This window comes from Campylobacter gracilis (genome assembly GCF_001190745.1).
Taxonomy (GTDB): Bacteria; Campylobacterota; Campylobacteria; order Campylobacterales; family Campylobacteraceae; genus Campylobacter_B; species Campylobacter_B gracilis.
This window is the reverse complement of record NZ_CP012196.1, coordinates 538,819-564,719: the sequence shown is the minus strand read 5'-3', so window position 1 is coordinate 564,719 and position 25,901 is coordinate 538,819. Positions and strand designations below refer to the sequence as shown.

Below are 25,901 nucleotides of genomic sequence, written 5' to 3'. Positions count from 1 at the left end.
AGACGCCCGCGCAGGGCGCTATTTAAAATCAAAGCCTTAGCTCCAAATCGTTCCTAGCCCGCGACGAAATCTAGGCATCGGCACTACTATGCTCTCGCGCTTTCTCATCTTTGCGATCCAGCCCCGCGGGGTGTGAAATAGAATGAATGAGTGCGCGATGATGATCTCATCTCTGCAGGCCTTTAGATCGCTCATTTTCATATCTTTTGAAATTTTCATTTTTTACCCCTTATCTTTTTCGTACGTGATAAACTAAATTAGCGGCTACTTTTTGCTCGTAGCCTAGGGCTAAATTTAGCGCCGTCTTTTCATATAACCTTGCGTTTTGCCCCTCGGCTAAAAACTCCGCCACTTCCGTATCAATACCTGCCAGCTTGCCGATTTTAATAAGCTCATCCCTGCTTAGCGTCATCTCTGGCGAGTAGGTAAGCCTACTTTGCAGATAGCCTCCTAGCCTATCGATACGCTTTTTAAGCACTCCGATACCTACGGCAATTACGGCTATGCCTAGGTTTTCGCGTTTACTAAACTCATAGATCTCGCGCAAAAGCTCAAATTTCCGTTCAAAAGTCAGATCGTTATCGCGCACGAAAAGATCGGCTTCGTCGATTACTATCAGACGTGTTTTTAAGTTCGAGATCGCCTCGCAAAACTGCTCGAATTTATCATCCGTATTGCCCTTAGGCTTTTCACCCACGGCTCGCAGCAGCAAACTCATAAATGCGCTGGCGCTTAGGCTCTTTCTAGCCTTTACGTAGATACCGCCGAGATCGCCCGTAAGCTTTTGAAGCAGGTAGGTTTTCCCCATGCCGCTTTCGCCCAAAATGAGCTCAAAAAAGCTAAGCTTCGTCTGCTCCATCTTATAGATGCGCTCCTTGATCTTTTGCTGTGCCAGGCTTAGCCATTCGCCCCCATTTCGCGCCTCTTTTTTGGGAGTATTAGCGGCAATTACCTTATCTAAAAACGCCTCGATCGCAGCGGCATATAGCTCGCTTTTAGAGGAGTCATATTTGCCGTTTAGCACGCCGCTAACGGTGCCTTCTCTCTTGCCGATCGCATCTGCGATCTTGCCTAAGGTTATGCCGTAAGCCTTGCATACCTCGAATTTTTCTTTTAAACTCATCGCTCTTTCCTTTGCCCGTAGGCTAAATTTAAGCAAACGCTTATAAAATCTGCCCGCTAGCGGATTTTAAAGGCGCTTTACATCGCCGCCAAAAGCTCCTCGTTGCTCATAGCAATTTTGGAGTGCAGACGCCTGCTGTTTTGTCTTTGGGCCTCGACTTCAAACGCCGTACTCGCATAGGAGCTGATAGTATTAGGACGTTTATAAAGGTTTGCGTAATAGCCAAACGCCTGCCTAACGGCGCTTACTACCGCCTCATTTTTAGCTAGCTGCGCGCTAAGCGCGGCATGATCGCGCGGATCTATACGATCTATCAAATGAGCCTCGCAGATAGGGCGATTATTTTTCATATCTACGACGAATACGCTTTCTACCTCGCCTCTGTTTATCCTTACCTCTACGTTTTGCCCTACGAGTTTGCAAAGCGCAGGATGCGAATATGTCCGCCTCTGCCCCATTACCGATAGAGCTATGCAGCTATTTCTCACCCTGATAGATCTGCGCTCGCTAAAGATATACTCAAGCGTCGTCTCATCAAATACCGCCCGAGGCTTAGCCTCCAACTTATCTAAGAAGCTTTTTAGAGGATGGATCTTACGAGATGCGTTATAGTGCTCGTTCCACCACCTCACCGCCCGCTCGAAATATGAGATGAAATCGGTAAAATTAAGCGGGTTTTGCTTCATATATTTAGCTACGATTTCGCTTTGTCTATCGCCGTCTTTATGGTATCCCGCTCCGCCGCGCTCGGCTATTACCATCTCGCCCATGCGGCGCTGGACGTGATTAAAGATATTTTCGATAGGTTTCGCGCGGGAATTCCTTACCTTCGCTTTTTTATGAAGTAGATTTGGCGCCAAATCGTCAAAATCTCTAAATTTGATCCCGCCTAGCTGAGATCTGACGCCTGCGATATACTCGCTTAGCTCGGGCTTTCCGTTATCAGTATAGATGGCATCGGGGATGCCAAAGCGCAAAGCCATCTTTAGACTATTGCCTACGCTTAGGCGGTTATATTTTCCAAGCACTATATCTATGCCTATTATCGCTCCGCTTCCCATATCGATCCAAACATAAGCGTTAGGATTAACTACCTCTCCTGCGGGGCCTACCGCATCGAAATCAAATACTATCTGATCGCCGCAGATCATCTCCATACTTTCATAGCAGTTTAGATCGCGGATGATATGCATAGCCCACTCGTTTCGTACGCCGCGATCGCCGCAGCTTGCACGAAGTAACATCGCTTTAATCTCGGGCGCCGCGGTTAGGCGGGCAAAGCTTTGATATGAGCCGATTTTAAGGGCGTTATCTTTCGCATAGGATTGCAGCTGCTCGTAAGTAAAGCTCTTGCTAGCTAGCGGATTGTGCAGCATAAAGCCCACCGCCCACTCTAAAGCGCTCATCTAAAAGCTGGAGCTTTTAAATTTAGCTTTGAAATCAATGCTTAGCTCATCGTTTTTTACCTCTACTTCGCTTTGCTTAAATAGCTTAGCCCACGAATAAAGCGTTTTTAAGCTCACTTCGTATTTCGCCGCTACCCCCTTGCCCCATAGCGTCTTACTCATTCCCGCAGGGCAGCTTTTTAGCTCGTTTACCGCCTTTAACTTATTCATCTTTTCTATATCCTTAATCTTTAGGCTCGGAGCGTTTTGCTCTGCTTCGCTGCGCTCGCAAGAAACGCCGCCTCGCCCTGCGTCGCTACGCTCGTTTTGCTCTGCGGAGAGCGCGGGTTCCTGGTATTTATCTTCGCTCTCTGCGCTATTTTTAATGGCGGCGGGCGCGCTTTGCTGTGAAATTTCGCCGTTTTCGCCGTTTATCAGATTATCATCAATCCAAATTTGAAGGGTTTTACCACCGCGACCGATGCCATCGGTGTAGGTAAAGCATAATATATTATGCTTTACAGAACAAATTTTTTTGCCTTTTTGAGATGCTAGTTTAGTAGATTTTTGCAAAGCTCTGTCACTTACACCCAAAATTTCAGCCGCGCACTTGGAATTTACCCACATATCTAAGCCTTAGGCTACCCTACTTACCGCTATACCGTCTTTTTCGAGTATCTTTTTGCTCTTTTTACTAATAAAGCCCTTATAAAGGCTCGTAACGCTAAGCCCTCTAATCTCGCAGTATGCCTTTAGATCATACATACTTTGTTTTAGCCTTTATTTGCCTTGCTAGGCTCTCTTTTCTTTTCGCTTTCAAAGCCGCTCCTTTTTAAAATTTTATTGGTAAACCGATTTTTCGACTTTAAAGACCCCTTTTGCTATAATTTTTTTGCACATATCTTATAGAAAGGAGTCGTTAAAATGGAAAGTTTAAGCCAAGTCGCAAAAGAGCGGCTAGCCCTAAGTATTCTAGAAAAGCTCGGATGCTTTGATGAAGCTAAACGCATAGCGTCCAAAGCGCATCTAGAACCCCACGGGCTACCCGAAGACAGCGTAGAGTATATTACTAATCGTTACATTGCCGCTCTTGAGATGATCGACGAAGTCTGCAAATCTCATTAGATAAAATTATCACTACGGGGGTAAAATCATACCCTGTAGCCCTCTTTTTTCTCTCGACAATGCCGCCTTGGCATCTTCTTCCATAAACATCTTTGCGATCAGCTCGTCTCTTTGTCTAAGATACTCTTTATGTAGCTCATCTATCTTACTCATCGTATCCTCCTTAAATAGGTTTAACAATAAAATTTCAAAGAACTTTTAGAAAACCTTAACCTTTTTATAGGTATTATTTTTCTAAAGATATTTTGAATTATAGCATAAGATATTATGCTTTATCAAGGATAAGCATATGAATTTGGGCTTAAGAATTAAAAATTTAAGAGAAGAGCGCGGATTAACTCAACTAGAATTAGCAAATTTAAGCGGAATATCAAGAGCGAGTATTCAACTATACGAAGCAGATAAAGTTGAAATTCCGGTTAAAAAATTATCAGACATCTCAAAGGTTTTGGATGTCGATATTGATTTTTTTACAAAAGACAAAAGTTCGTTAGTGCTTCGTAAGTCGTTCGTAAGTAATAAAAATTCTGTCGTAAGTCCCGCAAACCTTAAAAAGTCACAAAAAGAGCAGATCGCAGAGGATCAAATTTTCATCCGTAAGCTGAGCTCGGCCGTTGGTGCGGGCGAGAGCGTCGATATCGAAGGCGTCGAAGTATACGATACGGACGTGCTCGTGCCTTTTTCTCGGATGCTTTTTAATTTACCCGTAAACGAGCATAATATCCGCTGCCTCAAAGTCGTCGGATATTCGATGATACCGATGCTCTATCCGGATAGCTGGGTTATAGCACGCATGGGGCCGAGCTTCGATGGGGATGGACTTTATATCATAGATTTCGGCGGAAATTTTATGGTGAAATTGCTACAAAAGCACCCAAACGGTACGCTTTTTGTCAATAGCGTCAATCAAGAATACCGCAGCTATGAGATAGGACCGAATGACGAGGTCCGAGTACAAATCGTCGGTAAGGTTTTGCGCTGCGTGATTTGAAGCCTATTTTTAGGGATTTTGAAGCTTTTTGAAAGAACTTTGAAGCTATTTTGAAGCCCCCTAGGGCTCGTTTTCAAAAATGTGAAAAAAATGCGCGAAAATTGCAAAATTCGCATTTTAGTTTCTCATTTTTTACCTCACCCCTATATGCTTACAAATATCGCCCAAATCGCTATTCGCTCCGCATTTTTTATCAATCTCACTTTTTTTACCTTTTATATGAGATTTATCATAAAGCACAAGCTGATCGTGAAGACCGAAAAAGCCGAGGCTACCGTTAAGCAGATGCATATAGGCTTTGGTGGTTAAAATGGAAAAGCAAAAAGTAAAAATTATCGCCACGCCGTTGATCGGCTCTCCCGTCGCAAGCCAACCGAGCAAAAACCAAATAACAAGAAAGATTTTTATAAAAATTGGGATTTTTTGCTTCCAGCTCCATCTCCAGTCAAAGCTCAAAACCATAGCGCCGATCTTATTTAACTCGAACGTTTTACGAATCTTATTTTTATTGTAATATAAAATTTTATCGTTATAAAACACGAAGTATGCGCCGTCTCTATTCATAAAATTTGTTACGAATATTACCAAGACCAAAGGAACGAGGCGAAACATTTCAATGTTTATAGGATTTACGATAGTGGCAAATGCAAGCGCTACTAACAAGCCTACCATAGTAGGAATTATAGAGTATTTCATATAGTCATAATAAGTATGATCTTTTATGATTAACGGATTTTTGTCGTAATCTCTAGTCTTGGAATTCTGCTGCAAAGAGCCGCCGTCATCCGATATAAAATTTTGCGGCTCTGCGCTGTTTTCACAGGCAGAATTATGGTCCGCTTCGGCTTCTAATTCGGCTTTTAAATTTAAAGTGTCAGGATCGGAATTTTTGGTTTCAGAATTTGAAACTTCGGAATTTTTGGTTTCAGAATTTGAGGCTTTAAAATTGTCGCCGTTAGAATTTTGCTCCAAGCCCTGCCTTGGCTCCTGATGCCGCTTCTGTAGTAGCTTTCTTAATTCCTCAAGCCTATTTTGATCCATTCTTGCCCCCGGTAAGGCGCTTTAACCTCGCTTATTTTTGCTTGCGCTCTTCATCGCCGCTAGCTCCTGCGCCAAAAATTCCCCCGTGTAGCTACCGGTCTTTTTGAAATCTTTTGCGAGCTTTTCGGGGGTGCCGCAAGCGACGATCTGTCCGCCGCCCTCGCCGCCCTCGGGTCCCATGTCGATGATATAATCGCAGTTTTTGATGACGTCCAAATTATGCTCGATCACAAAGACGGAATTTCCCAGATCAACCAAATGATGCAGCACCGCTACCAAGCGATCTACGTCTGCAAAATGTAGCCCCGTCGTGGGCTCGTCTAGGATATAGAGCGTGTTGCCCGTGTCGGTGCGGCTTAGCTCCTTGGCGAGCTTGACGCGCTGTGCCTCGCCGCCGCTAAGCGTCGTGGCGGGCTGGCCTAGCGAAACGTAGCCGAGCCCGACGTCCGCGAGCGTCTTTAGCTTTTGATAAATTTTAGGCACGGCTTTGAAAAACTCGAGCGCCTCGTCGATACTCATCGCCAAAACGTCGGCTATGCTTTTGTTTTTGTATAAAATTTCAAGCGTCTGCGCATTGTATCTCGTGCCGTGGCAGACGTCGCAGACGACGCTGATATCGGGTAGGAAGTGCATCTCGATCGTGATCTCGCCCTCGCCCGCGCATTTTTCGCAGCGCCCGCCTTTGACGTTGAAGCTGAAGCGGCCGATCTTATATCCGCGCAGCTGCGCTTCTTTCGTCGCGGCAAAAAGCGCGCGGATCTCGTCCATCACCCCCGTGTAGGTCGCGGGATTGCTGCGCGGGGTGCGTCCGATCGGGGTTTGATCCAGATAGATCACTTTATCCAGGCTATCAAGCCCCGAAATTTTAGCGTCCTTTACCGCGTGCACCTTTCTAGCGCGATTTAGCTCCTCAAGCGCGGTAGGCAGTATGGTTTGCAGCACCAAGGAGCTCTTGCCGCTGCCGCTAACGCCCGTGATACCGACTAAATTTCGCAGCGGAAATTTTGCGCAAAGGCCGTGGATGTTATTGATATTTACGTTTTTGATACTTAGCCAAAGCTCTTGCTTGCGGTGCTTTTGGTAGTTTATCTCCTTTTGGTTATTCAGATACAGCGCAGTTTGCGTGTTGCTTTTAAGCAGATGCGCCACATCTCCTGCAAATACGACCTCGCCGCCTAGATTACCCGCCCCAGGGCCGATATCCACGACGAAGTCCGCCGCCTCGATCGTCTTTTTATCGTGCTCGACGACGATTACGGAATTTCCCTTTTCCTGTAAATTTCGTAGCGTCTTGATGAGCTTTTGCGTATCGCGCTCGTGAAGCCCGATGCTAGGCTCGTCGAGCACATACATCACGCCGCTAAGACCCGAACCGATCTGGCTTGCGATACGGATACGCTGCGCCTCGCCGCCGCTAATGGTGCGCGCATCGCGCCCCAGCGTGAGGTATCCAAGTCCCACGTCCTTTAAGAAAAACAGCCTCTCGTTGATCTCTTTTAGGATCGGCGCAGCGATCTGTGCGTCCTTTTCGCTTAAATTTGAAAACCGCTTCTCGTCGCTGAAAAATTCCACGCAGTCTGCGATACTCATATTTATCACGTCGCCGATGCCTTTCCCCGCGACCTTTACGGCTAGGCTTTCGGGGCGCAGGCGCAACCCGCCGCAGTCGGGACAAATTTTTTCGCTCATATAATCGTCCAGATCGCTTTCGTTCTTGAGCAGATCGTAGGCGTATTTGATCGCGCCCTCAAATTTTCGCACGAGCTTATGTTTTTTCCAGTAAAAATCGATCTCTTTGACGCTGCCGTAGAGGATCAGTTTTTTTTGCTCCTCGCTTAAGTTTGCGTACGGGATTTTGACGTTTATGCCGTTTGCTTCGCAAAATCCGAGTAGAAATTTATAATAATAGCTCTTGTTAAAGCCCGACATCACCTTGATCGCGCCGCCCTCGATCGAGGCATTTTCGTTGATGATCTTGCCCAGATCGAGGCTAAATTTTATCCCCAGCCCGTCGCAGCTCTCGCACGCGCCCTTTGGAGAGTTGAAGCTAAACGCGAGCGGCTCGAGCGGCTTGAATGAAATTTTACAATCAAAGCACGCCATATGCTCGCTGTAGTGGATCAGGCTCTGCGCAAGCCCCAGTTCAGCGGCGTTTGCGATCTCCACCTCAAGCTCGCCGAAGCTGAGCTTGAGCGCCTTTTCGACGTCGCTTGCGATACGGATGGAATTTTCCTCGTCGATGATCGTGCGGTCGATGATGACCTTGATCGAGTGCTTTTTCGTCTTGCTTAGCTCGATCTCCTCATCCAGCCGCACCAGCACGCCGTCGATCTGAGCGCGCACGTAGCCCTGCTCGCGTAGGCTCTGTAGCATATCGGCGAAGCTGCCCTTTTTCTCGCGCACCAAGGGCGCGCCCAAGATCACCTTTGCGCCGCGCGGCAGCTTCATAATCTCAGCGATGATGTCGCTGGAGCTCATCTTTGAGATCGGCTTGCCGCATTTGTGGCAGTGCTGCACCCCAACGCGCGCATATAAGAGGCGCAGATAGTCGTAAATTTCGGTGATCGTGCCCACCGTCGAGCGCGGGTTTTTCGACGTCGTTTTTTGATCAATCGCGATCGCAGGCGTCAGACCGTCAATCTTATCGACGTCGGGCTTGCCTACGCGGTCTAAAAACTGCCTCGCGTAGCTGCTTAGGCTCTCGACGTATCTGCGCTGTCCCTCGGCATATAGCGTATCAAACGCCAGCGTGCTCTTGCCGCTGCCGCTAAGACCGGTAAAAACGACGAGTTTGTCCTTTGGAATTTGCAAATTTATATTTTTCAGATTGTGCTCGCGCGCGCCCGTGATGGTGATGAGATCGTTCATTTTCGCCCTTTTGTGCCAAATTAATCTTACATTATAGCTCAAATTGTTAAAATTGTGCTTTTGGAAGGGGCGGCGATGATACTAATCTGCACGGCTTTGCGCTGCGAAGCCCAAGCGATAATCGAGAGTTTTAAACTTACTCGTAGCGGCGATCTGTTCGCAGGCGAGCAGATGCTTCTATACATATGCGGCGTGAGGTTTGGGGCTAAATTTGAAGCAGATGCTGCAGGCGACATAGAAATAGAATTTAAGAGCGAACCCGGCGCAAAATTTGTTCGCCGTGCCGATACAGACGCAGAATTCGGGCGCGAGCTCCGCAGGGATCGGCTCGGTGCGGACGTGAAATTTGAGCACCGTTCGGATGCGGACGCGCTCTGCGGCGGCGATGCAGAGACCGGCTCCGCGCAAAATGCGATCAAAAATTTTAAAATTTTAGATCTTGGCTCCGCGCAAAATTCAGAGCGCTTCGGTGAAATTTTACTTTCGCGGCGCGTAGACTTTGCGCTAAACATAGGCGTCTGCGGCTGCGCGGATAAAGGCGTGCAAATCGGCGAGGCGTTTTACTTTGACGGCACGGCAGCTCAGGAATTTTGCGGCGAGGACGGATCGAAATTTTATAGCTCGCAGGTTCGGGAACACAGCGCGCGAGCTCTAAAATTTCAAAACGTTTGCGAGCGTGAATTTTGCGGCGCGAGTTTAGGCGACAAGCTGCGGGCAAATTTGATCTGCGTAAGCGAGCCTAAAATTTTAAACGCAGCGGAGCAAACCGATGAGGCAAATATCGCAGCGATTGAAGCGTGCGGCGAGATAAACGCACAAACCCCAACGCAAGGGGCGAACGGCGCAGCAAATACAAAAAATTTCACGCGCGAGGCGACGCGGGCTACAATACAAGGCGTAACGCAAGTCGAGACGCAAAATTTAGCGAGCGTAAAACCCTCACAAATCGCGGTAGGCAGGCACAGCATCGCGACGAATACCGCAGCACGAGCAACACAAAATACGCTATGCACGGCAAAAGGCGCTACTTGCGAGCGTGCAAATCGCGGCGTTACGCTTTACGATATGGAGAGCGCGCTTTTCGTGGGTGCTTGCGAGCGCGCGGGCGTGCCGTGGGCGATGATGAAGATCGTAAGCGATCATCTGCGCGGCGAGCGGCTTAGCAAAAGCTTCGTCTATGAGCTCGTAAAGGCGCGCCTGCCGCAAATCCGCGCCGCGATAAAGGGCGAAATTTAACCACGAGGGCGTATGCAAAAAACCGAGCCGAGAGATGAAATTTTAGCCTCATACGCCGAATACGACGCGGAATTTTAAGGTATTGCGGAGTCGCAGGAGAAACGATGAAAATAAAAGGCTCTTATCTGTATTTTGCCCTCTTAGCGTGCGCATGCGTCGCGGCTTGCGCGTATGCCGTGGCAGATCTGTTCGCGGATCCGCCCTCGCTAGTCTTTTTAGCCCTTTTGCTCGCATTTGCCTGTATCGGGCTATGGCTAAAAGATACCCTAATAGGCGCGCGTTACCTATTTTACTGCGTCTGCGTACAGCTGCTCTTTGTAGCGGTCATATTCGCCGTTCATAAATTTCCCGCCATGGCGCAGTTTGTGCGCAGTGCCGAGATAGGCGTGGGCGGTGCGGGCATACCGCTAGGTATCGCTCTGCTCGTGCTGCCCGCGTTTTTCTGCGCCCTACCGTATTACTACCGAACGGGCGTCAAAAAAATCCCGCAAAAGCTCATACTCGGCGGAATTTTGATCCTAAATGTCGCTATTACGCTAGCTTACGCCTTCTATTTCGAGCGACTATTCTATGACGCGATCTGAAATTTCAACGATTTTCAGTGACGACGCGCGAAATTTAAGTATAATTTGCAAAATTTAAACGAAGCGGAGCAAGATGACGGAGGCGAAAAAAGAGCCGGGCGCGCAGTTTGGCGTGAATCTGGACGAGCGATCAAGCGCGTTTTTGGGCGCGCTATTTGATAAATTTCACTTTTCATTTCAGCAACGAAAGCAGCTTGCGGAGTTTGCGAGCGATTTTGAGGCGTGGGACGAGACGCCCGTTTATGAGCTGCTTGCGGACGAGCGGTGCGGGCTAAATTTTAATAAAGCCAAATTTAATAACGCAGGGAAAAACCCGAGCGGCGAGCAAATTTTTAATTTCGTGCGCGAGGTTTGGCTGGATCTCAAGTCGCGCCCGCACTCGTACGCGAGCTTCAAAAGCGATTACGCGCCGAGAAAATTTGAAATTTCCTCCTTTCGCGCGGACCGCATCGCTTTGGGGCGCTGCCCGGTGGCGAGCGAAAACACGCGCTGCTGCAATCTGCTGACGCTCGATGCGGTCAATTCGTGCGGCTTTGACTGCTCCTATTGCGCGATCGGCTCCTTTTACAAGCAGGGGAAAATCGGCTTTGACGAGAATTTCGCGGCAAATTTAGCGCGCTTGCGGCTCGATCCCGCGCGCAGCTACCACATCGGCACAGGGCAGAGCTCCGACTCGCTCATGTGGGGCGATCGCTTCGGCATTTTAAGCGCATTATGCGATTTTGCGGCGCGGCATGAAAACGTGATTTTGGAGCTTAAAAGCAAGTCGAATAATATCCGGTTTTTCCTGCAGCGCGAGATCCCGCGCAACCTCATCGTCACCTTTTCGCTAAATACCCCCGCGATCATAGCGAACGAGGAGCATCTAAGCGCGAGCCTGGATGCGCGGCTGGCGGCAGCCGAAGCGCTCGCGGAGCGCGGCATTTTGGTGGGCTTTCACCTCCACCCGATGGTTTGGTACGAGGGCTGGCAGAGTGATTACGGCGCGCTTTTTGAGCGGCTGCTGCGTAGCTTCGATCCAAGCGGCGTCGCGATGGTCTCGCTCGGCACGCTTACCTTCATCAAGCCCGTCGTCAAAAAACTGCGCTCTCGCGGGCTGCGGAGTAAAATTCTGCAGATGCCCCTTGCGGACGCGAACGGCAAGCTGTCCTATCCGCTGCAGATCAAACGCGAGCTTTTTAAATTTGCCGCGGACGCGCTTTCGTCTTGGCGCGAGCGGGTATTTTTCTACCTCTGCATGGAGGATGCGAGCCTGTGGCGCGAGGTCTTGGGGCACGAGTACGAAAGTAACGACGCGTTTGAGGAGGCGATGAAAGCGGCGTATTTTGCAAAGATACGGCAGTGCTAGACGCGCTGTTTGTCGCAGATGTCGCGGCCTGTGCCGGCTCGCATGCGGCGTCAAGGACACAGCGCGAAATTTAGCGGCGAACGAGCAATTAAAATTTAACGGCACGCCCGGCTCTATAAAATTGAATTTTATAAATCGTGCGGGGCGGGCACAGCGAGCGGCGATGAAATTTTACAAAGCAGCGGCGCAGCAAAACATCCGCGGGCTAAATTTAAAATTTTATCCAACGCAGGTCGGCGGCGCGGATTGTCCAATCGCGTAAATTTAGCGGCGGCACGGTGGACGGCAGATACGGCGCGAGCAAAGAAAATTTTAGCGCAGCGAAATTCACCGGGCGCGTGAAATTTATCGCGCCGAAGCGGCATGAAAATTTAAAGGAGAAAAGATGAAAGCATTGATCACGGGCGCAAGCGGCGGTATCGGCAGCGCGGTTGCGGAGCTTTTGCGACAAAACGGCTATGAAATTTTAACGCTAGCCTCGCGCTTTGAGGATACGGACGCGCTAGCGAAGGAGTGCCGCGCGCTGGCTGCGGCATGCGAGGTCGACGCGCTGATTTTATGCGCGGGTACGGCGAAATTTGCGCCGCTTGAGGCGATGAGCGAGAGCGAAATTTCAAAAATTTTAAACGTGAATCTTGCCGCAAACATCATCATCACGCGCACGCTTTTGCCGAATTTAAAGCGCAACCGCGCCCATATCATCGGCATTAGCTCGATCGAGGCGCTGCGATCTAGCCGCTTTAGCGCGGTTTATAGCGCGAGCAAAGCGGGGCTGCGGGCGTTTCTGCTCTGCCTTTTCGAAGAGGCGCGCAAGCAGATCAGAGTAAGCTGCATCAACCCTGACGTCACCAAAACGCCCTTTTACGAGGATTTGAGCTTCGAGCCCGCATATGATGAGGCGAGCTTCGTGGATACAGGGGAGATCGCAAATTTTACGCTGCAAATTCTGCGCACGAAGTCCAACGTGAGCGAGTTTACGATCCGCCCGCAAATCGTAAATCTGCGGAAAAAATCAAAATTTAACCGCGAAGGGGGCGAACTTGAAAATCGGTAAAAGTCATGTTTTTGTGCTAATTTTGGCGCTTATTATTATTTATGCCGCGTTTATAAGCGGTAGCGGCGGGTATTGTAGCGCGAGAGAATTTTTTTCAGGCAGGCATGATGAAGAAGATGATGCCTGCATCGCCAAGCTGGTAAAGCGAGCGGACGACGGAAATAGTTTTGCAGAAAGTAGGCTTAGATACCCAACTATGGAATATATCAAGCGAGTGTGCGAAAAGGGAGTGGAAAACTTGAGCGAGCGCGAGAGATATTATTTCCAGGGCTTTGGCGGGGATCGCTGCGAGATTTGGGGCTTTAAAACGCCCAAATCAAAAGGCGGCGAAGCAAATACGACGAGCGACGATACGAACGTAACGAGCGGTGAGAGAAATTTAACACGCGCCGAGGCAAACAACGGCGAAGCCCGCACTACGGGCAGCAAGGCAGACAAGACGAAGCGCGAAGGAAATTCTACGGAAGAACAAAATACTGGGCGATAAGATTAGCCTTGAGGGCGATATCGTAAATTTTATGCCGTTGGTCAAATCTATGAAAAAATGAGTTAAAATTTATTACTCAAGGAAAAACATGGTAAAAAAGAGATCTTTAAAAATAAAAGGAAGCATATCGATTGCCATAATCCTGCTTTGGGTTTATTTTTTGATTACGACGCTGGGCGGTGATAGATACTGTGGCATATGGGATTATATCGCAAATAGTGAAGAGGATGATGCCTGTATCGCCAAGCTGATAAAGCGCGCAGACGCAGGCAGTGAATTGGCGCTCAATCGGCTTAGATACCCTAGCAAGGCGTATATCAAGCGCGTATGCGAAAGGGGAGTAGAAAACTTAGGCGAGCGAGAGAGATATTATTTCGAGCGTTTAGGTGTAGATCGTTGCGAAGCTCCAAATTTTAGAGATAACGAAGCAAATACGACGAGCGGCGGCGGTAATTTAGCGCGAGGCGATACGAACGCGACTGACGGCGAGAGAAATTTAACGCGCGCCGAGGCAAATAACGGCGAAGCCGACACTACGGGCAGCAAGGTGGACAAGACGAAGCGCAAAGGAAATTCTACGGAAGAGCAAAATGCTGGGCGATGAAAATTTAGAAAAATTTTTCTCAAAAATCGACGCGGCGGAGTTTGGGATTTCGGCAGGTTCAAAGCTTGCTTCAAAAAATCCCAAACTTGCAGGAAGCACTAGAGATGGGAGCGGCGACAAGCCCTTAAAATCACAAGGCGGCGCGGAATTTCGCGGCGAACAGCCATATTTTAGCGGCGCGCAGCAAGATGAAATTTTAAAATTTAATGCCAAGCCGCCGTTTGACGCCGAGCAAGCGCGTCTTGATACGGAGCAAGCACACTTAAAATTTAACGTCCGTCCATCGCAGCTGGAGCCGGGCGTCAGACAAGCGCTTGCGTTTGATGCCGAGCTGCCGCAGGCGCCGTTTGATGCCGAGCGAGCGCAGACAAAGATCCAAAATTTCATGCGCGATTTGCTGCAAAACTATGTGCTTTGCGTAAGCGGCGCGGAATTCGCCTTCGCGGAGATCGAGGCGTATTTCACGTGCGCGGACCGCAACACCTACAAGCGCACGTCGCGGGCGGGCGAGATATTTTTTCACAATTTCGGCTTTGACATTTCGTTTCGCAGCGTCCCGCAAAGCGGCGGCGGGATTTTGGTGCGAAGCCTGCGCGTCCTAAGCGGCGCAGAGTTTTTGGCGGGTAGCTTACCGGATTCAACGGGCTGCTTACCCGGCTTGGCAGGCGACTTGCACGGCTTGACGGAGAGTGATTCGCTCGGCTCCGCCGCCCCGCTCATACAAAATGGCGATTTTATAGCGGGTCCGCGCAAATGCATGGGTAAAATTTTAAATCTGCAAACGCAAAATTTAAGCTTTTCTTTAAAGTATGCGCCGAAAACAGCGCGCGCAGCGGGCTTTAGCAACCGAATCCGACGGAGCGAGATCGTAAATGAAGCGAATCTGGACGCAAATACGCCAAACGGCGCGGCGGGTGCGGCGAAGCTTGCGAATGAGCCGCGCAGGCTTACTAGCAAGGAGTTTGAGGCATATCTGAGCGCGGGCTGCGCTGCCGCGAAAACATATAAAAAATCGCTGCAAAGATACGAGGGCTAAATTTTGATCAAACGGTGCGCGACGGGCGAGCGGTAAAATTTAATGAGCTTTAAGTGGCGGCGCTATAAAATGGCGCATCCATCAAATTTAAAGGCGACGAATGGATAAAAGCAGGCTTGAAGAATTAAAAAGGCTACTACAAAAGCGGCATCAGGAGCCAAAGCGGGGCTTGGAACAAAATTTTAACGGCGAAAATTTTAAGGCCCCAAATTCTGAAATCCAGAATTCCGAAGCTTCAAATTTTGAATCCCTGAATTCTAGAGCCCCGAATTTTGAAGCTTCAAATTCTGAAACCCTAAATTCCGATTCTGACGCTTTAAATTTAGAAACCGAAGCGGATCAGAATTCCGCCTGTGAAAACAACGCAGAGCAGCAAAATTTTATCTCGGATGATAGCGACGCCTTGCCGCAAAATTCCAAAGCTAGAGATTACGACAAAGATCCGATAGTAATAAAAAATTATGAAAAGTTTTTTGTATATTCGTTTTTAGTCCTATTGTTGCCGATCTCTACGCTACATGCATTTTTAATTATAAATTTTATAAATCATGAAGATATTGATATAGTTCAGTATTTCGCTATTTTATTCATTATTTTACTATCTACAGTTATAATATCCATATTTACCATAATCCGCCCTAGACAAGAGATAAAATTTACAAACAAGTATATAGAATTTATTAACGACGGTCTGGTTGAAAAACGCTGCGAAATTGACGAAAACGCTTTATCTTTAAATTTCTCTATCGGAATTTTGGCAAGTTCATATGAGATAGGAAAATCTGAAAAGATATTTTTGTACTTTATCGCTATTTTTATATGCGTAACATGGTGGGATATATTTTTTATAGCAGTATTCTTTACATATTTATTTGGATTTTTATTAAATTTTATACTTTATCTATTTATAAATAGGAATTTAAAAGGGTTTAGGGCTCTGCCGTTTATTAGGATCGCATGCCCCTCATACGGCAGATGGTTTAGGAACAAACCCGTTTATCCAAGATATTATCTCGTTTATCTCTATAATCAAAAAATTTATGATGAAATTAAAGAATATTTTTTGCTGAAAAACGTAAATATAAATAACGTTAAGAAAGATTATTTGTTTATCTAATGAGGAGGATAAAATGATGAGGGAAGAGGTTGCTAAGAAAGAAGCCAGGCAACGCGTATAAAAGTCTTTTGTCAAATTAAGCTATTATAAATTTATATCTATTTTTAAAAAGGTGCTTGAAATAATGGAAAATTATAATAAACAAAAAGCCAGAGATTACGACAAAAATCCGATAATAATAAAAGACTATGCTTTTTACGACTATATGAAATATTCCATGATTGCCACGCTTATAGGATGCTTATTCTTCATCTCGGTCGTTACCGTAGTAAACCCCATTGAGCCCAAAAATTTTAGATTACTTCCTTTCGCTTTGGTAATGTTTTTTATCAGGCGAAAGCAACAAAAGGGCGTCTATTTCGTATTTAACGATTCGGATATCAAATATTACAAAGAAGATAAAGCTTATAAATCTTTGAAACTTGAACAAATCGGCGCCGTTGCGATCAGTTTTGATCCGCGCTGGGACCGGCGGCAGAGGATAAGCATACCTGAAATGATGTTTTTGTCGCTTTGGCCTTTGGGCGCATAAGTTATGCGCGGAATGCATGCAATGATCGCGCTAATTTCGATGATAGCAATTAGCCTATTCGGAGCGGGTATATTGATGCATCTTAAAAATGGCAGTTTCAGATGCCTAGGCGTCTATGACCGGCTTGTGATATACGGCGAAACGGGCGTCTTAGAATTATAAATGTTTTGATTTATAGCGAAAAAGAGTATCTGGAATTAAGAGAGTATTTTATGCGCAAAACGCATATAGATTTAGATACCGTCCCGCGCACCTTATCGGTATTTAGCAAAAAGGTAAAATTTAGAAAATTTAAATTCTAACATTCCGCTTAAAATTTTGCTTTTAAATTTACGCGCTATCATCGCTGCCTTCATATACGCCGAGCTCTACGAGATTGCCGTCAGGATCGCGCAGATAGATACTTTGCATAGCGCCGCGCGCGCCGGTGCGAGGCACGACGCCAAGCTCTATTTGCGCCCCTTTGCTTTCCAGCTCCGTTTTAAGCTGCTGCGTGCTTTGCCCTTCGCAGATGAGGCAAAAATCCGCCGAGCCCGTGCCAGGACGCGCCGCAAACGGCGCAAACTCGCCCGCGCGAGTGTGGATGTTGATCTTTGAGGAGCCGAAACGCAGGCTGTGTTTGCCGCCCTCGCAAACATGCTCTAGCCCTAAAATTCTTTCGTAAAATTCCACGCATTTTTGCAAATCGTCCGTAACTAGGACGAAGTGATCGATCTTTGCGATTTTCATTTTGCCTCCTTGTGCGCTCGCAAGTCGTAAAATTTTTACGCCTCGCGGTACGATTTTGGAATTCTACCGTGAAATTTTGCGACAAAATTCCAAATGCTAGTAGCAAAAAATCAAAATTCCGCAGCGACAATTTTACGCGCAGAATTCCGCGGCTACAATTTTAAAATTCTAAAATTTAGCCTAAGCAAAATGGGATGCAAGTAGAACCTGGCTTTAGTAAAATTTGACCCAGCAAAATTCCGTCTAGCTAGCGCCGCAAATTCTAATCTCGCGATTTTAAAACTAGCGATTTTAAAATTCTCTTGCCTACCTCGACGCCCGGCTGATCGTAAGTGCTGACGCCCAGTATCGCTCCAGTAGCGCTAGTTAGCAGCTCAAAGTAGTAAAATAGCTCGCCCACGCTCTGTTCACAAAGCCGCGAAACCTCGATTAGATCGACGCTGATACCCTCGTTTAGCACGGCTTGCAGCGTAGCATCGCACTGAAGATTTAGCACCTCATCCAGTCGCATGCCGTTTACGAAGTCGCAGCCCTCAAGACCTTGCAGACTGATACCGGGCACCGCATCCGCAATGCCGTTGTCCGTGAGCTTTAAGAAAGTCACGGTCTTATCCTTTACGCCGTCCATTATGAGCTGAAGGAAGCTGTGCTGATCGCGTGAGCCTACAAGCCCCACAGGAGTAAGCCCCTCGCGGCTAAAGCCGATCTTTTTACCTAGGCTTTCCGCCCATAGCTGTACGTACCACTCGTCCAATGCGCGCAACGCGTCGCCATAGCTAAAAAGGACGTTGATTTTCGCACTTTTGTGTGTGGCGTAGTGATGGGCTTTTCGTAGAATTTTATTCTCCGCGATTTTAGCGGGATCGCATGCTAAAATTTCATCCAGATACCGCTCTTTTGCGGCGGCGGCTCCGCATAGCATCGCGCTTGCATCAAGGCCTAGCCCAACTGCGGGCACTAGCCCTACCGCACTTAACACGCTAAAGCGCCCGCCTACGTTAGCGGGCATATTTATCACGCAGGCGTCGTGCTCGCGCGCGAAGATATCAAGCGGCGAGCCCGCATCGGTGATAAAGATGAAATTTTTTGCTAGCGCTTTTAAATTTGAAATTCCAAAACGCTGCAAAACGACCTTAAAAAGCGAGATCGTCTCGATCGTACCGCCCGATTTGGACGATATAATGAAGATCGTGCGAGCAAAATTTAACCCTTCAAGCGCGCGGTTTACACTGTGCCCGTCGAGATTATCCAAAATTTCAAAGCGCAAACTCTTTCTTACGCGTGGGCGTAGCATTTCATAAAGCGCCCGCACGCCCACGCTGGAGCCGCCGATACCTATAAGCACGATCGCATCGTAGTTTCGCGCGCTAAAAAATTCCTCCGCCTGCGCTATTTCGTCTGCGCCTTGCTGCGGCAGGCAGTAGTAGCCTATCTCGCCGCTTTCGTATTCGGCGCGGATCTTTGCCGCTACCTCCTCTAGTGCGCCATCTTTTGCCAGCGGGAAAAACAGCTCATTTTTTACCATCGCCGAATTCTCGCTCGTAGAAATATTTGATCGCCTCCACGTAGCCTTTTACTGAGCCGCAGTCGAAGCGAGTGCCTTTAAATTTATACGCGATCACCACGCCGTTTTGAGCCTGCTTCAAAAGCGCGTCGGTGATCTGCACCTCGCCGTTTTTACCCGGCGCCGTCTGCTCGATGAGATCGAAAATATTAGGCGTTAGGATGTAGCGCCCGATGATGGCTAAGCTTGAGGGAGCCTCGCTAGCCTCGGGCTTTTCAATCATATCCGAGACCATTATCAGATCGTCGCTGATGCTCTTTCCCGCGACGATGCCGTATTTATTTACGTCCTGCGGCGGCACTTCCATCACCGCAACGACGCTGCAGCGGTATTTTTCGTAAATTTTAACCATCTGCGCAAGCACGCCCTCGCCGTTTTCGTTCACGCACAGATCGTCTGCGAGCACTACGCCGAAAGGCTCGTCGCGGATTAAAATTTTACCCGTATAAATCGCGTTACCGAGCCCCTTCATCTGCTCTTGGCGTGTGAAAGAGAAGGTGCAGCGCTTCATAAGCGCCCTGATTTCGTCGAGCAGATACTCTTTGCTGCTGCCTGAAATTTGATCCTCCAGCTCGTAGCTGCGGTCGAAATAATCCTCCAGCGCGCGTTTGCCGCGACCCGTGACAAACGCCATATTGTCCATGCCCGCCTCCAGCGCCTCGTCCACGCCGTAGTGAATGAGCGGCTTGGTAAGGATCGGAAGCATCTCTTTTGGTAGCGATTTGGTCGCGGGCAAAAAGCGCGTACCGTAGCCCGCCGCGGGAAATAAACAAGTCTGGATCATGAAGCTCCTTTGATCTTTTTTTGAACTTTTATTATAATGCAAAAAAGATAAAATTCCGCAAAGGAAAGCCTTGAAAACGATTGAAAAAGAGATCAGCGCCGCGCAGGAGATCAAAAAATCAAGCTTCATCGCCTATCTAGCGCCGCTAGCGAGCTTTGAGACGCTGCGTGCGCAGTTGCGGCAGCAACACCCAAAGGCGCGCCATATCGTCTGGGCGTATCGCGCGCTCGGTGAGCCCGGGCAGATCGTAGAAAACTCAAGCGACGACGGCGAGCCCAAATCGACCGCGGGCGCGCCGTGCCTAAACGCGCTTCGCGGTGCCGAATTGATTAACGCCGCAGTGCTCGTGGTGCGCTACTTCGGCGGCATCAAGCTGGGTACCGGCGGGCTAGTGCGCGCATACGCTAGTAGCGCAAATCTCGCTATCGAGGCTGCCGCAAGCAGTGGTGCTTTAACCGACTTTTTTCTTAAAAGGCATTGCGCGTTTTTCGTGCCGTTTGCGGCGGTGGCGAAATTCGAACATTTTTTAAAAAAATCGGGTTTTGTTTATGAGGCGAGCTTCGGTGCTGCGGGAGCGGAGTTTAGCGCAGAGTTTAGCGCGGAGGAATTTGAAAAATTTAAAGGCTTTGCAGATGCTCTCGCGCCGGCTCTTAAAATGCTGCACGAGCCGGAATTTTAAAATTCCAAAATTCTATAAAATTTAAAAGCTCGTCTCGGCTAAATTTGAAAGCATAAGCGGATTTTGCATTTTATAGTAGCGGAATTTTAAAGCTAAAGTGAAATTTTATCGTGCGAAACATAAAATCCAATAAATTTTAAAATTTTAAGAATTTCAAAATTCTGTCGTAATTTAGCTTGCAAAATCACGCAAAAATTCCGTCCGTAAATTTCAAAATCCCATAAAATCTTTAAAATTTCACGTGCTTCATCTTAGCTTCACGCACAGGCAGGCTTAGCAGAGCTGCAATAGCCGCTAGCGTCATATCCAAATACCACATATAATCATACGCGCCGTATGCTCGCACCGCAAGACCTCCGATATATGCGCCAAAAAATCCGCCGATTTGATGCGAAAGCATCGTAAATCCAAATAGGCTTGCTAAATATCGCGTCCCTAATAGCTTACCAACGGCAGCCGCAGTAGGCGGCACGGTCGCTAGCCAGGTAAATCCTAATCCCACGCTGAAGATATAAAACGTAAGGCTATCTTTGGGCGAGAGCACATAAGCACCAATAAGAGCGATACGCAGGGCATATATGCAAAATAAAATGACTTTACATCGCACTTTGCAAACACACCAGCCTACGAATAAGCTGCCTACGATGTTTGCGATGCCAATCAGTGCGAGCGAAAAGGATGCTACCTGCGCGCCATGCCCGCTTAGTGCTACTTCGCTAGGCAGATGCGTCACTAAAAACGCTACGTGAAAACCGCACGTAGCAAAGCTTAAATTTATCAAAATATAGCTTTTATCACGCAGCGCCAAACGCAGCACTTCGCCTAAGCTGCGCTTATCTTCTTCATGCAGGCTGGTTTGCTCGCCGAATAGAATTTTGCCGCCTGCTAAAAGCCTCGCAAGCGGCAGAATTAGCAAGCTAAGCCCTGCAAGCGTAAAAAATGCGCCGCCGTATCCTAAAGCAGGCGTTGCGATACAAAACCCAATCATTGGCGCAAATAAAAACTGCCCGAACGAGCCGCCTGCATTTAGCACTCCGCTAGCAACCGAGCGGATAGAAAATGGCAGGCGCTTTGCCATTAGGCTCATTAGAATCGGAAAACTACCCGCGCCAAGCCCCAGCGCAAGCCCAAAACCCATCGTTAATACAAGCGAGCTTTCGCTGCTAAATAACGGCACAAGAGTGCAGCTAATCGCCAAAAGCACGCTGCCCCAAAACAGCACGACGTAGGCACCGAGCTTGTCTGCAAGTATCCCGCTAAGCGGTTGCGAAAAGCCCCATACCAGCTGCGTAGTTGCCATCGCAAAGCTTACTTGCGCGATGGATAGGGAATTTGCTTGCATTATAGGCTGCATGAAAAGACCTAATGACATACGAATGCCCATCGTAATCATCAAAATCGCCGCGGCGCATAGGATCATTATCCAAACTGATTTCATATATATTCCTTTTAAAAAATAGAATTATAGCATAAAAATCACGAATATACCGAGATTTTATAGATATATTTAATTAATGTATTTTAGTATATTATTTATGTAGGAGGAATTTACCGAGCTTTAATGGGCTTTGCATTAAAATTCCATTTTCAAGGAGAAGCGATGATTTACGAAGATGAGATGATTTATGTGGAGCGCGAGGAGCACGAAGTGCCGTGGGTGAAGGTCTTTACGAAGGCGAAATTTAAGGAGCTCAGCGACTGCGACGAGGCGACGCTGGCGCATCTGTGGCGCGCCGTGCTTCAGTGCGAAAAGAGCCTGCGGGAGTTTTACGCACCCGATAAGATCAACATCGCAAGCTTCGCCAACTACGTGCCGCGCGTGCATTTTCACGTCCAAGCGCGCTTTAAAAACGACAGCTTTTTCCCGGAGTCCGTCTGGGGTAAAAAGATGCGAAATGGCAAGCTCGATCTGCCGGAATTTAGCGAATTCGCAGAGGTTTTAGCAGCAAATTTAAAGATGGAATTCAGATGATAGGCGCGCGCTCTAAAAAATACCTAAGCCTTTTTGCGCTTGCTTGCTGCGTCGCTACCTTTGCGTTTTATCTGCGCTTTAAAAGCGAGGAAAACGAGATAAAAATCAAGCAGCAGTTCGATTTTAGCGCGAGCCTGTTTGAAAAGATCGTGGACGAAGAGAAGCTAAACGCCTTTGCGATCTCGCTGATTTTGTCGCAGAATAGCGACGTGGTGCGCTGCTTTGAGAGCGGCAAACACGGCGAGTGTATGGACGTGACGAAAAAATACAAAGACATCTTAAGCGCAGTACCATTCTATACGGGCGTGAAGATACATTTTCATACGCAAAGCGCCAGAAGCCTGGCTAGGAGCTGGAGCGACGAATTTTACAACGACGATCTGAGCTCCTTTCGCCATTCGCTTTTGCAGATCCGTCAAAGCCTGCTTCCTAAAGCGCTCGTCGAGATGGGGCGGTGCGGGGTTTTCATGCGCGGAATTTCCCCCGTTTTTAGCGAGGGCAAATTTATCGGAAGCGCCGAGATAATGCTCGATTTCGAGCACGTCATTGCGCAGATCAACCGCATAGGAAACGATATTTTTATCTTAGTCGATAAGAGGTTTGAAACCGACTGCTTCTACGATAAAATAGGCGTTATCAAGGACTTTATCGTCGTAAACAGCGCGCCGGATTACGACGTTTTGTCGATTTTGGCGACGCTTGATTTTGGGGCGCAGAGTTTTATCAAAAAAGATGGCCACTATTTTTACGTGAGGGCGTTTTCGGACGAAAACGGCACGAAGCTGGGCTATATAATTTTGCACCGCGAAGGCTAGCGGCGGGATTTAAATTTAGGCGACTGTCGCTTGCCTGCTTTATCGCAGCGGTGCAGCGTTTTAAATTTAATCGCAAGATCGCGGAAATTTGCGCTGAAATTTTAAATTTTAAAAGGAGCGTCGGTATGAAATTTTATAAATCCGCTAAATTTAAAGCGCTAGCCGCAGTGCTGCTTCTTATAATAATACTCTGCGCCGCATTTATCCGCATCGTGCCAGACTATTCCACCTCGCGAGGCTTCGCCGTAGTTTCCCTCCCCGATTACAATAAATACAAGCAAGGATACTGCCTCAAAGAGGATAGAATTTTACCCAAAGAGGAGCGATTTAAGCGCGGAATTTTAGATCTTTTAAAGAGGCGTATGCTGTTTCAAACCCTCGTTACCGATAAATGCTATTATGTATATGGCAGTGAAACTTGCAACTACGGCAATAGAGAATTTGCCGTTAAAGTAGGCTTTTACGAAACGGATAAATTTAATAACAATGATTGGCTGGAAGTTCTATCTAAAGAATATGAGATACAAAAACGTGAAAATCAAGTCGCTTGGCCGTATAGAAGTATTTTTGTCGAGAAATTTCAAATGAAGCCCGTAAATATCGCAGAAAAGTTAAAAATAAATTTAGATGGCAGATCAGCCGGTTTTGAGGAGCCTATAGTAGAATACGGCGGTTTGCGCGAGTATATTTTATACTTCGATAAAAGCTTTATATTGTATGATAATTTTAAATTTAGAGATGCCGTGGTTAAAATATATGTGGGAGACACTATAAAAGATTTATCTGAAGCGAAGCAACATTATGATGAGACTATAGAAAACGGCTCGCGCGAGAAGAAGTATTATTTAAAAATCGACACATGCGGTAATAGTGATTTTGAAGTTTATGAAAGTAATATCGAGGAAATAGCGAATCGCTTGGTAAGAGAAAGTATGTTTAAAGGTGGCTGAAAAGCCGCGCTAAAACAAAATTTTAAAAAGCCCTAGCCGCGCGAATTCTACTTCTAAATTTTAAAATTTGCGCCTAAATTTAACGCGCCTTTAGTCCAAAAGCTTCTGCTTAAACAGCGGGATTTTGTAGCAAAAGGTGCTGCCCTCGTTCGGTTTTGAGCTGACGCTTTTTGCGATTCCGTAGCGCTTGCAAATTTTATCGATTATGTTTAGCCCGAGGCCGAATCCGCCAAGAGCCGCGTTTTCGCGCGAGTATCTCTCCCAGATCGCGCTCGTATCTTTTATGCCGATGCCGAAGTCCTGCACGCTAAATACCGCTATGCTCACCCCCTTTTCCAGTGCGATGATGACTTTGCCGCCGGGACGCGAGTATTTTATGGCGTTGCTTAGCGTGTTGTCGATGAGGCGCATCAGCGAGGTCTCGTCCATAAAAACGCTCACATCGGGCGCTATTCGCGATTGCAGGCTTATGTTTTTACTTTTTGCGACCAGATAGATAAAATTTATCCTAGCGCCCAAAAACTCGCTCATATCGATGCGGCGGCTTTTGAAGCTCATCTTACCGCTTTTGATGAAGTACTCCACGTCCTCGTAAGTAATTACCATCTGCTTGAGTGCGGATTTGATACGCGCAGTGTGTTTGTCGCGCAGCCCAAGCATCTCGGTGTTGATGAGCGCGACGCCCAGAGGGGTCTTTAGCTCGTGCATCGCGTCGTTGAAAAACGCCTTGATGAGGTTGCTTTGCTGCGCGTAGAAATTTTTAATGATTTTGTAGTTAAACAGCGCGATGATGAGCGCTACGAAAATCGTGATAAAGATCGTAGAGATCGCGATAAATTCTATCTTGGCGTAGCTTATCTTTTTTGAGATGACGAAAAAATGCAGCTTGCCCTCATGTAGAAAATGGCGCTTAAAAAATACTCGCCCGCCGAATTTCAGCGTGATAAACGCAAAATCGGGCGGTTGCACGCTGAGGTTTGATCTTAAAATTTCGCCGTTTGCGTTTAGGATCGCATAGTCGTAGATGAGCTCGTCTTTTAGATCGGGATACGCGCCGGCTAGAGCTTCGCTGCTTTTTTGCATCAGCTCGGCGACGTCGGCGCTCTCCTCGATTTTGGAGTTTAAATAGATGATATAAAGACTCTCGCTTATAAAGGCGCCGATGATAAAAATCGCGCTAAAAAGCGTAAATTTAAACCCTTTAAGCATTGATCTTATATCCGAGTCCGCGGCTGGAGAGGATGAAATCGTTGCTCGTTTTGGAGCGGAGGTTGCTGATATGCACGCGCACATCGACGCTACCCGCCTCGCCGTCCCATACGTCGGCGATGAGCTCATCGACGCTAACGAATCTTTTGATATTGGCGAGCAGAAATTCTATGATTTTGATCTCTTTGGCGCTTAGCGATATCTCTTCGTCTGCGCGCTTTAAAATTTTTAAATTTGCGAAGTAGTGAAATTTATCCGCGATCTTGACGGCGCCCTTTTCGTCGCCGAAATACTTTCGCATCAGCTCGCTTACTCTAAATTTAAGCTCAGCTAGGTGAAAGGGCTTTTTTAGGTATTCGTTGCAGCCTAGCTCGTAGCACTGGCTCAAATCGTCGATGTCGCCGAGCGAGGTCATCATCATCACGGGGGTGTTGAGGCCGAGGCTTCGCGCATATCTAAGCACCTCTTCTCCCGAAACCTCCGGCACTTTGATGTCTAAAATCAGCAAGTGGTATGCATTCGCGGCGATCTTATCGCAGGCTGCGTCGCCGCTTTCGCATTCGTCCACCTCGTAGCCGAGCTCCGTGAGATACTCGCTTACGCTGCTTCTGTATTCAAAATCGTCTTCTAAAAGTAAAATTTTCAAACTCACTCCCTAAATCGGGAGC

30 protein-coding genes are annotated in these 25,901 nt (G+C 47.5%); 16 read left to right on the top strand and 14 right to left on the bottom strand.

Features of this window, described 5'->3' with window-relative positions:
* Window positions 1–36: 36 nt before the first annotated feature.
* The 5 genes from CGRAC_RS02970 to CGRAC_RS12690 form a co-directional block, all read right to left on the bottom strand.
* Window positions 37–219 (bottom strand): hypothetical protein, encoded by a 183-nt coding sequence (locus tag CGRAC_RS02970; protein WP_005872531.1) that lies wholly within the window; start codon window positions 217–219, stop codon window positions 37–39.
* Window positions 220–229: 10 nt separating this feature from the next.
* On the bottom strand, window positions 230–1,123 hold the full coding sequence (locus tag CGRAC_RS02965) for an ATP-binding protein (RefSeq protein ID WP_050346304.1): 894 nt from the start codon (window positions 1,121–1,123) through the stop codon (window positions 230–232).
* Between the two features lie 77 nt (window positions 1,124–1,200).
* Window positions 1,201–2,529 carry a Mu transposase C-terminal domain-containing protein gene (locus CGRAC_RS02960; RefSeq protein WP_005872535.1) on the bottom strand — a complete coding sequence of 443 codons (1,329 nt, stop codon included), beginning with the start codon at window positions 2,527–2,529 and terminating at the stop codon, window positions 1,201–1,203.
* On the bottom strand, window positions 2,530–3,135 hold the full coding sequence (locus CGRAC_RS02955) for a hypothetical protein (protein ID WP_005872537.1): 606 nt from the start codon (window positions 3,133–3,135) through the stop codon (window positions 2,530–2,532).
* Between the two features lie 9 nt (window positions 3,136–3,144).
* Window positions 3,145–3,273 carry a hypothetical protein gene (locus CGRAC_RS12690; RefSeq protein WP_005872539.1) on the bottom strand — a complete coding sequence of 43 codons (129 nt, stop codon included), beginning with the start codon at window positions 3,271–3,273 and terminating at the stop codon, window positions 3,145–3,147.
* A gap of 159 nt (window positions 3,274–3,432) precedes the next feature.
* Here CGRAC_RS12690 and CGRAC_RS02945 point away from each other — a divergent pair, with 159 nt between their 5' ends.
* On the top strand, window positions 3,433–3,633 hold the full coding sequence (locus CGRAC_RS02945; protein ID WP_005872542.1) for a hypothetical protein: 201 nt from the start codon (window positions 3,433–3,435) through the stop codon (window positions 3,631–3,633).
* 12 nt (window positions 3,634–3,645) lie between these two features.
* On the opposite strand, the gene CGRAC_RS11760 is transcribed toward CGRAC_RS02945, so the two are convergent.
* Window positions 3,646–3,786, bottom strand: a complete 141-nt coding sequence (locus CGRAC_RS11760) for a hypothetical protein (RefSeq protein WP_005872544.1) — start codon at window positions 3,784–3,786, stop codon at window positions 3,646–3,648.
* A 136-nt stretch (window positions 3,787–3,922) separates the two neighbouring features.
* Here CGRAC_RS11760 and CGRAC_RS02940 point away from each other — a divergent pair, with 136 nt between their 5' ends.
* Window positions 3,923–4,624: an XRE family transcriptional regulator gene (locus tag CGRAC_RS02940; protein ID WP_005872545.1), complete on the top strand. Its 702-nt coding sequence runs from the start codon at window positions 3,923–3,925 to the stop codon at window positions 4,622–4,624.
* Between the two features lie 132 nt (window positions 4,625–4,756).
* Here CGRAC_RS02940 and CGRAC_RS02935 read toward each other — a convergent pair whose 3' ends face one another.
* On the bottom strand, window positions 4,757–5,665 hold the full coding sequence (locus tag CGRAC_RS02935) for a hypothetical protein (RefSeq protein ID WP_005872547.1): 909 nt from the start codon (window positions 5,663–5,665) through the stop codon (window positions 4,757–4,759).
* A 21-nt stretch (window positions 5,666–5,686) separates the two neighbouring features.
* Window positions 5,687–8,533: an excinuclease ABC subunit UvrA gene (uvrA, locus tag CGRAC_RS02930; RefSeq protein WP_050346303.1), complete on the bottom strand. Its 2,847-nt coding sequence runs from the start codon at window positions 8,531–8,533 to the stop codon at window positions 5,687–5,689.
* 75 nt (window positions 8,534–8,608) lie between these two features.
* On the opposite strand from uvrA, the gene CGRAC_RS02925 reads away from it, so the two are divergent.
* From CGRAC_RS02925 to CGRAC_RS02880, 10 genes are all read left to right on the top strand, one after another.
* A complete protein-coding gene (locus CGRAC_RS02925) occupies window positions 8,609–9,769 on the top strand; it encodes a hypothetical protein (protein ID WP_040304124.1) in 1,161 nt (386 codons plus the stop codon).
* A 104-nt stretch (window positions 9,770–9,873) separates the two neighbouring features.
* Complete coding sequence (locus tag CGRAC_RS02920; RefSeq protein ID WP_005872555.1) at window positions 9,874–10,353, top strand: hypothetical protein; 480 nt, start codon at window positions 9,874–9,876, stop codon at window positions 10,351–10,353.
* A gap of 73 nt (window positions 10,354–10,426) precedes the next feature.
* The gene (locus CGRAC_RS02915; RefSeq protein ID WP_005872556.1) at window positions 10,427–11,701 is read left to right on the top strand and encodes a spore photoproduct lyase family protein; all 1,275 of its coding nucleotides are present in this window, start codon (window positions 10,427–10,429) and stop codon (window positions 11,699–11,701) included.
* A complete protein-coding gene (locus CGRAC_RS12275; protein WP_040304126.1) occupies window positions 11,679–11,963 on the top strand; it encodes a hypothetical protein in 285 nt (94 codons plus the stop codon). The genes CGRAC_RS02915 and CGRAC_RS12275 overlap by 23 nt, the downstream gene beginning before the upstream one ends.
* A 123-nt stretch (window positions 11,964–12,086) precedes the next feature.
* On the top strand, window positions 12,087–12,755 hold the full coding sequence (locus tag CGRAC_RS02905) for an SDR family oxidoreductase (RefSeq protein WP_005872559.1): 669 nt from the start codon (window positions 12,087–12,089) through the stop codon (window positions 12,753–12,755).
* A complete protein-coding gene (locus CGRAC_RS02900; RefSeq protein ID WP_005872560.1) occupies window positions 12,742–13,242 on the top strand; it encodes a hypothetical protein in 501 nt (166 codons plus the stop codon). Before CGRAC_RS02905 ends, CGRAC_RS02900 begins: the two co-directional genes overlap by 14 nt.
* Before the next feature lie 88 nt (window positions 13,243–13,330).
* Entirely contained in the window at window positions 13,331–13,846 is a 516-nt protein-coding gene (locus tag CGRAC_RS02895; protein WP_005872561.1) for a hypothetical protein, read from the top strand.
* The gene (locus CGRAC_RS02890) at window positions 13,833–14,882 is read left to right on the top strand and encodes a hypothetical protein (RefSeq protein WP_005872562.1); all 1,050 of its coding nucleotides are present in this window, start codon (window positions 13,833–13,835) and stop codon (window positions 14,880–14,882) included. Before CGRAC_RS02895 ends, CGRAC_RS02890 begins: the two co-directional genes overlap by 14 nt.
* A gap of 100 nt (window positions 14,883–14,982) precedes the next feature.
* Window positions 14,983–15,999: a hypothetical protein gene (locus CGRAC_RS02885; protein ID WP_005872563.1), complete on the top strand. Its 1,017-nt coding sequence runs from the start codon at window positions 14,983–14,985 to the stop codon at window positions 15,997–15,999.
* Between the two features lie 124 nt (window positions 16,000–16,123).
* The gene (locus CGRAC_RS02880; protein WP_050346302.1) at window positions 16,124–16,531 is read left to right on the top strand and encodes a PH domain-containing protein; all 408 of its coding nucleotides are present in this window, start codon (window positions 16,124–16,126) and stop codon (window positions 16,529–16,531) included.
* 330 nt (window positions 16,532–16,861) lie between these two features.
* Here the strand turns inward: CGRAC_RS02880 and CGRAC_RS02875 are convergent, their stop codons facing one another.
* The 3 genes from CGRAC_RS02875 to galU all read right to left on the bottom strand — a co-directional run bounded on the left by CGRAC_RS02875 (window position 16,862) and on the right by galU (window position 19,608).
* Window positions 16,862–17,260, bottom strand: a complete 399-nt coding sequence (locus tag CGRAC_RS02875) for a VOC family protein (protein WP_005870786.1) — start codon at window positions 17,258–17,260, stop codon at window positions 16,862–16,864.
* A gap of 262 nt (window positions 17,261–17,522) precedes the next feature.
* The gene (locus CGRAC_RS02870; RefSeq protein ID WP_005870784.1) at window positions 17,523–18,785 is read right to left on the bottom strand and encodes a glucose-6-phosphate isomerase; all 1,263 of its coding nucleotides are present in this window, start codon (window positions 18,783–18,785) and stop codon (window positions 17,523–17,525) included.
* A complete protein-coding gene (galU, locus tag CGRAC_RS02865) occupies window positions 18,772–19,608 on the bottom strand; it encodes a UTP--glucose-1-phosphate uridylyltransferase GalU (RefSeq protein WP_005870782.1) in 837 nt (278 codons plus the stop codon). Before galU ends, CGRAC_RS02870 begins: the two co-directional genes overlap by 14 nt.
* 70 nt (window positions 19,609–19,678) lie before the next feature.
* Here galU and CGRAC_RS02860 point away from each other — a divergent pair, with 70 nt between their 5' ends.
* Window positions 19,679–20,287 carry an IMPACT family protein gene (locus CGRAC_RS02860; protein WP_005870780.1) on the top strand — a complete coding sequence of 203 codons (609 nt, stop codon included), beginning with the start codon at window positions 19,679–19,681 and terminating at the stop codon, window positions 20,285–20,287.
* A 229-nt stretch (window positions 20,288–20,516) separates the two neighbouring features.
* On the opposite strand, the gene CGRAC_RS02855 is transcribed toward CGRAC_RS02860, so the two are convergent.
* Entirely contained in the window at window positions 20,517–21,725 is a 1,209-nt protein-coding gene (locus CGRAC_RS02855; protein ID WP_005870778.1) for an MFS transporter, read from the bottom strand.
* 162 nt (window positions 21,726–21,887) lie between these two features.
* Here CGRAC_RS02855 and CGRAC_RS02850 point away from each other — a divergent pair, with 162 nt between their 5' ends.
* From CGRAC_RS02850 to CGRAC_RS02840, 3 genes are all read left to right on the top strand, one after another.
* Window positions 21,888–22,259 (top strand): HIT family protein, encoded by a 372-nt coding sequence (locus tag CGRAC_RS02850; protein WP_005870777.1) that lies wholly within the window; start codon window positions 21,888–21,890, stop codon window positions 22,257–22,259.
* Entirely contained in the window at window positions 22,256–23,074 is an 819-nt protein-coding gene (locus tag CGRAC_RS02845; protein WP_005870776.1) for a cache domain-containing protein, read from the top strand. Before CGRAC_RS02850 ends, CGRAC_RS02845 begins: the two co-directional genes overlap by 4 nt.
* A gap of 125 nt (window positions 23,075–23,199) precedes the next feature.
* The gene (locus CGRAC_RS02840; protein WP_040303876.1) at window positions 23,200–24,024 is read left to right on the top strand and encodes a hypothetical protein; all 825 of its coding nucleotides are present in this window, start codon (window positions 23,200–23,202) and stop codon (window positions 24,022–24,024) included.
* 90 nt (window positions 24,025–24,114) lie between these two features.
* Here the strand turns inward: CGRAC_RS02840 and CGRAC_RS12435 are convergent, their stop codons facing one another.
* A complete protein-coding gene (locus CGRAC_RS12435) occupies window positions 24,115–25,233 on the bottom strand; it encodes a sensor histidine kinase (protein WP_005870774.1) in 1,119 nt (372 codons plus the stop codon).
* Complete coding sequence (locus CGRAC_RS02830) at window positions 25,226–25,879, bottom strand: response regulator transcription factor (RefSeq protein WP_005870772.1); 654 nt, start codon at window positions 25,877–25,879, stop codon at window positions 25,226–25,228. The genes CGRAC_RS12435 and CGRAC_RS02830 overlap by 8 nt, the downstream gene beginning before the upstream one ends.
* Window positions 25,880–25,901 lie beyond the last annotated feature (22 nt).

Excerpts from the sequence above, each read along its gene's own strand:
- galU (WP_005870782.1), bottom strand. The coding sequence starts at position 19,608 with ATGATCCAGACTTGTTTATTTCCCGCGGCGGGCTACGGTACGCGCTTT.
- CGRAC_RS02840 (WP_040303876.1), top strand. The coding sequence starts at position 23,200 with ATGAAATTTTATAAATCCGCTAAATTTAAAGCGCTAGCCGCAGTGCTG.
- CGRAC_RS02940 (WP_005872545.1), top strand. The coding sequence starts at position 3,923 with ATGAATTTGGGCTTAAGAATTAAAAATTTAAGAGAAGAGCGCGGATTA.
- CGRAC_RS02885 (WP_005872563.1), top strand. The coding sequence starts at position 14,983 with ATGGATAAAAGCAGGCTTGAAGAATTAAAAAGGCTACTACAAAAGCGG.
- CGRAC_RS02970 (WP_005872531.1), bottom strand. The coding sequence starts at position 219 with ATGAAAATTTCAAAAGATATGAAAATGAGCGATCTAAAGGCCTGCAGA.
- CGRAC_RS02965 (WP_050346304.1), bottom strand. The coding sequence starts at position 1,123 with ATGAGTTTAAAAGAAAAATTCGAGGTATGCAAGGCTTACGGCATAACC.
- CGRAC_RS12690 (WP_005872539.1), bottom strand. The coding sequence starts at position 3,273 with ATGTATGATCTAAAGGCATACTGCGAGATTAGAGGGCTTAGCGTTACG.
- CGRAC_RS02935 (WP_005872547.1), bottom strand. The coding sequence starts at position 5,665 with ATGGATCAAAATAGGCTTGAGGAATTAAGAAAGCTACTACAGAAGCGG.
- CGRAC_RS02880 (WP_050346302.1), top strand. The coding sequence starts at position 16,124 with ATGGAAAATTATAATAAACAAAAAGCCAGAGATTACGACAAAAATCCG.
- CGRAC_RS02945 (WP_005872542.1), top strand. The coding sequence starts at position 3,433 with ATGGAAAGTTTAAGCCAAGTCGCAAAAGAGCGGCTAGCCCTAAGTATT.
- CGRAC_RS02920 (WP_005872555.1), top strand. The coding sequence starts at position 9,874 with ATGAAAATAAAAGGCTCTTATCTGTATTTTGCCCTCTTAGCGTGCGCA.
- CGRAC_RS12435 (WP_005870774.1), bottom strand. The coding sequence starts at position 25,233 with ATGCTTAAAGGGTTTAAATTTACGCTTTTTAGCGCGATTTTTATCATC.
- CGRAC_RS02845 (WP_005870776.1), top strand. The coding sequence starts at position 22,256 with ATGATAGGCGCGCGCTCTAAAAAATACCTAAGCCTTTTTGCGCTTGCT.
- CGRAC_RS02855 (WP_005870778.1), bottom strand. The coding sequence starts at position 21,725 with ATGAAATCAGTTTGGATAATGATCCTATGCGCCGCGGCGATTTTGATG.
- CGRAC_RS11760 (WP_005872544.1), bottom strand. The coding sequence starts at position 3,786 with ATGAGTAAGATAGATGAGCTACATAAAGAGTATCTTAGACAAAGAGAC.
- CGRAC_RS02895 (WP_005872561.1), top strand. The coding sequence starts at position 13,331 with ATGGTAAAAAAGAGATCTTTAAAAATAAAAGGAAGCATATCGATTGCC.
- CGRAC_RS02925 (WP_040304124.1), top strand. The coding sequence starts at position 8,609 with ATGATACTAATCTGCACGGCTTTGCGCTGCGAAGCCCAAGCGATAATC.
- CGRAC_RS02850 (WP_005870777.1), top strand. The coding sequence starts at position 21,888 with ATGATTTACGAAGATGAGATGATTTATGTGGAGCGCGAGGAGCACGAA.
- CGRAC_RS02875 (WP_005870786.1), bottom strand. The coding sequence starts at position 17,260 with ATGAAAATCGCAAAGATCGATCACTTCGTCCTAGTTACGGACGATTTG.
- CGRAC_RS02915 (WP_005872556.1), top strand. The coding sequence starts at position 10,427 with ATGACGGAGGCGAAAAAAGAGCCGGGCGCGCAGTTTGGCGTGAATCTG.
- CGRAC_RS02955 (WP_005872537.1), bottom strand. The coding sequence starts at position 3,135 with ATGTGGGTAAATTCCAAGTGCGCGGCTGAAATTTTGGGTGTAAGTGAC.
- uvrA (WP_050346303.1), bottom strand. The coding sequence starts at position 8,533 with ATGAACGATCTCATCACCATCACGGGCGCGCGCGAGCACAATCTGAAA.
- CGRAC_RS02870 (WP_005870784.1), bottom strand. The coding sequence starts at position 18,785 with ATGGTAAAAAATGAGCTGTTTTTCCCGCTGGCAAAAGATGGCGCACTA.
- CGRAC_RS02960 (WP_005872535.1), bottom strand. The coding sequence starts at position 2,529 with ATGAGCGCTTTAGAGTGGGCGGTGGGCTTTATGCTGCACAATCCGCTA.
- CGRAC_RS02905 (WP_005872559.1), top strand. The coding sequence starts at position 12,087 with ATGAAAGCATTGATCACGGGCGCAAGCGGCGGTATCGGCAGCGCGGTT.
- CGRAC_RS02890 (WP_005872562.1), top strand. The coding sequence starts at position 13,833 with ATGCTGGGCGATGAAAATTTAGAAAAATTTTTCTCAAAAATCGACGCG.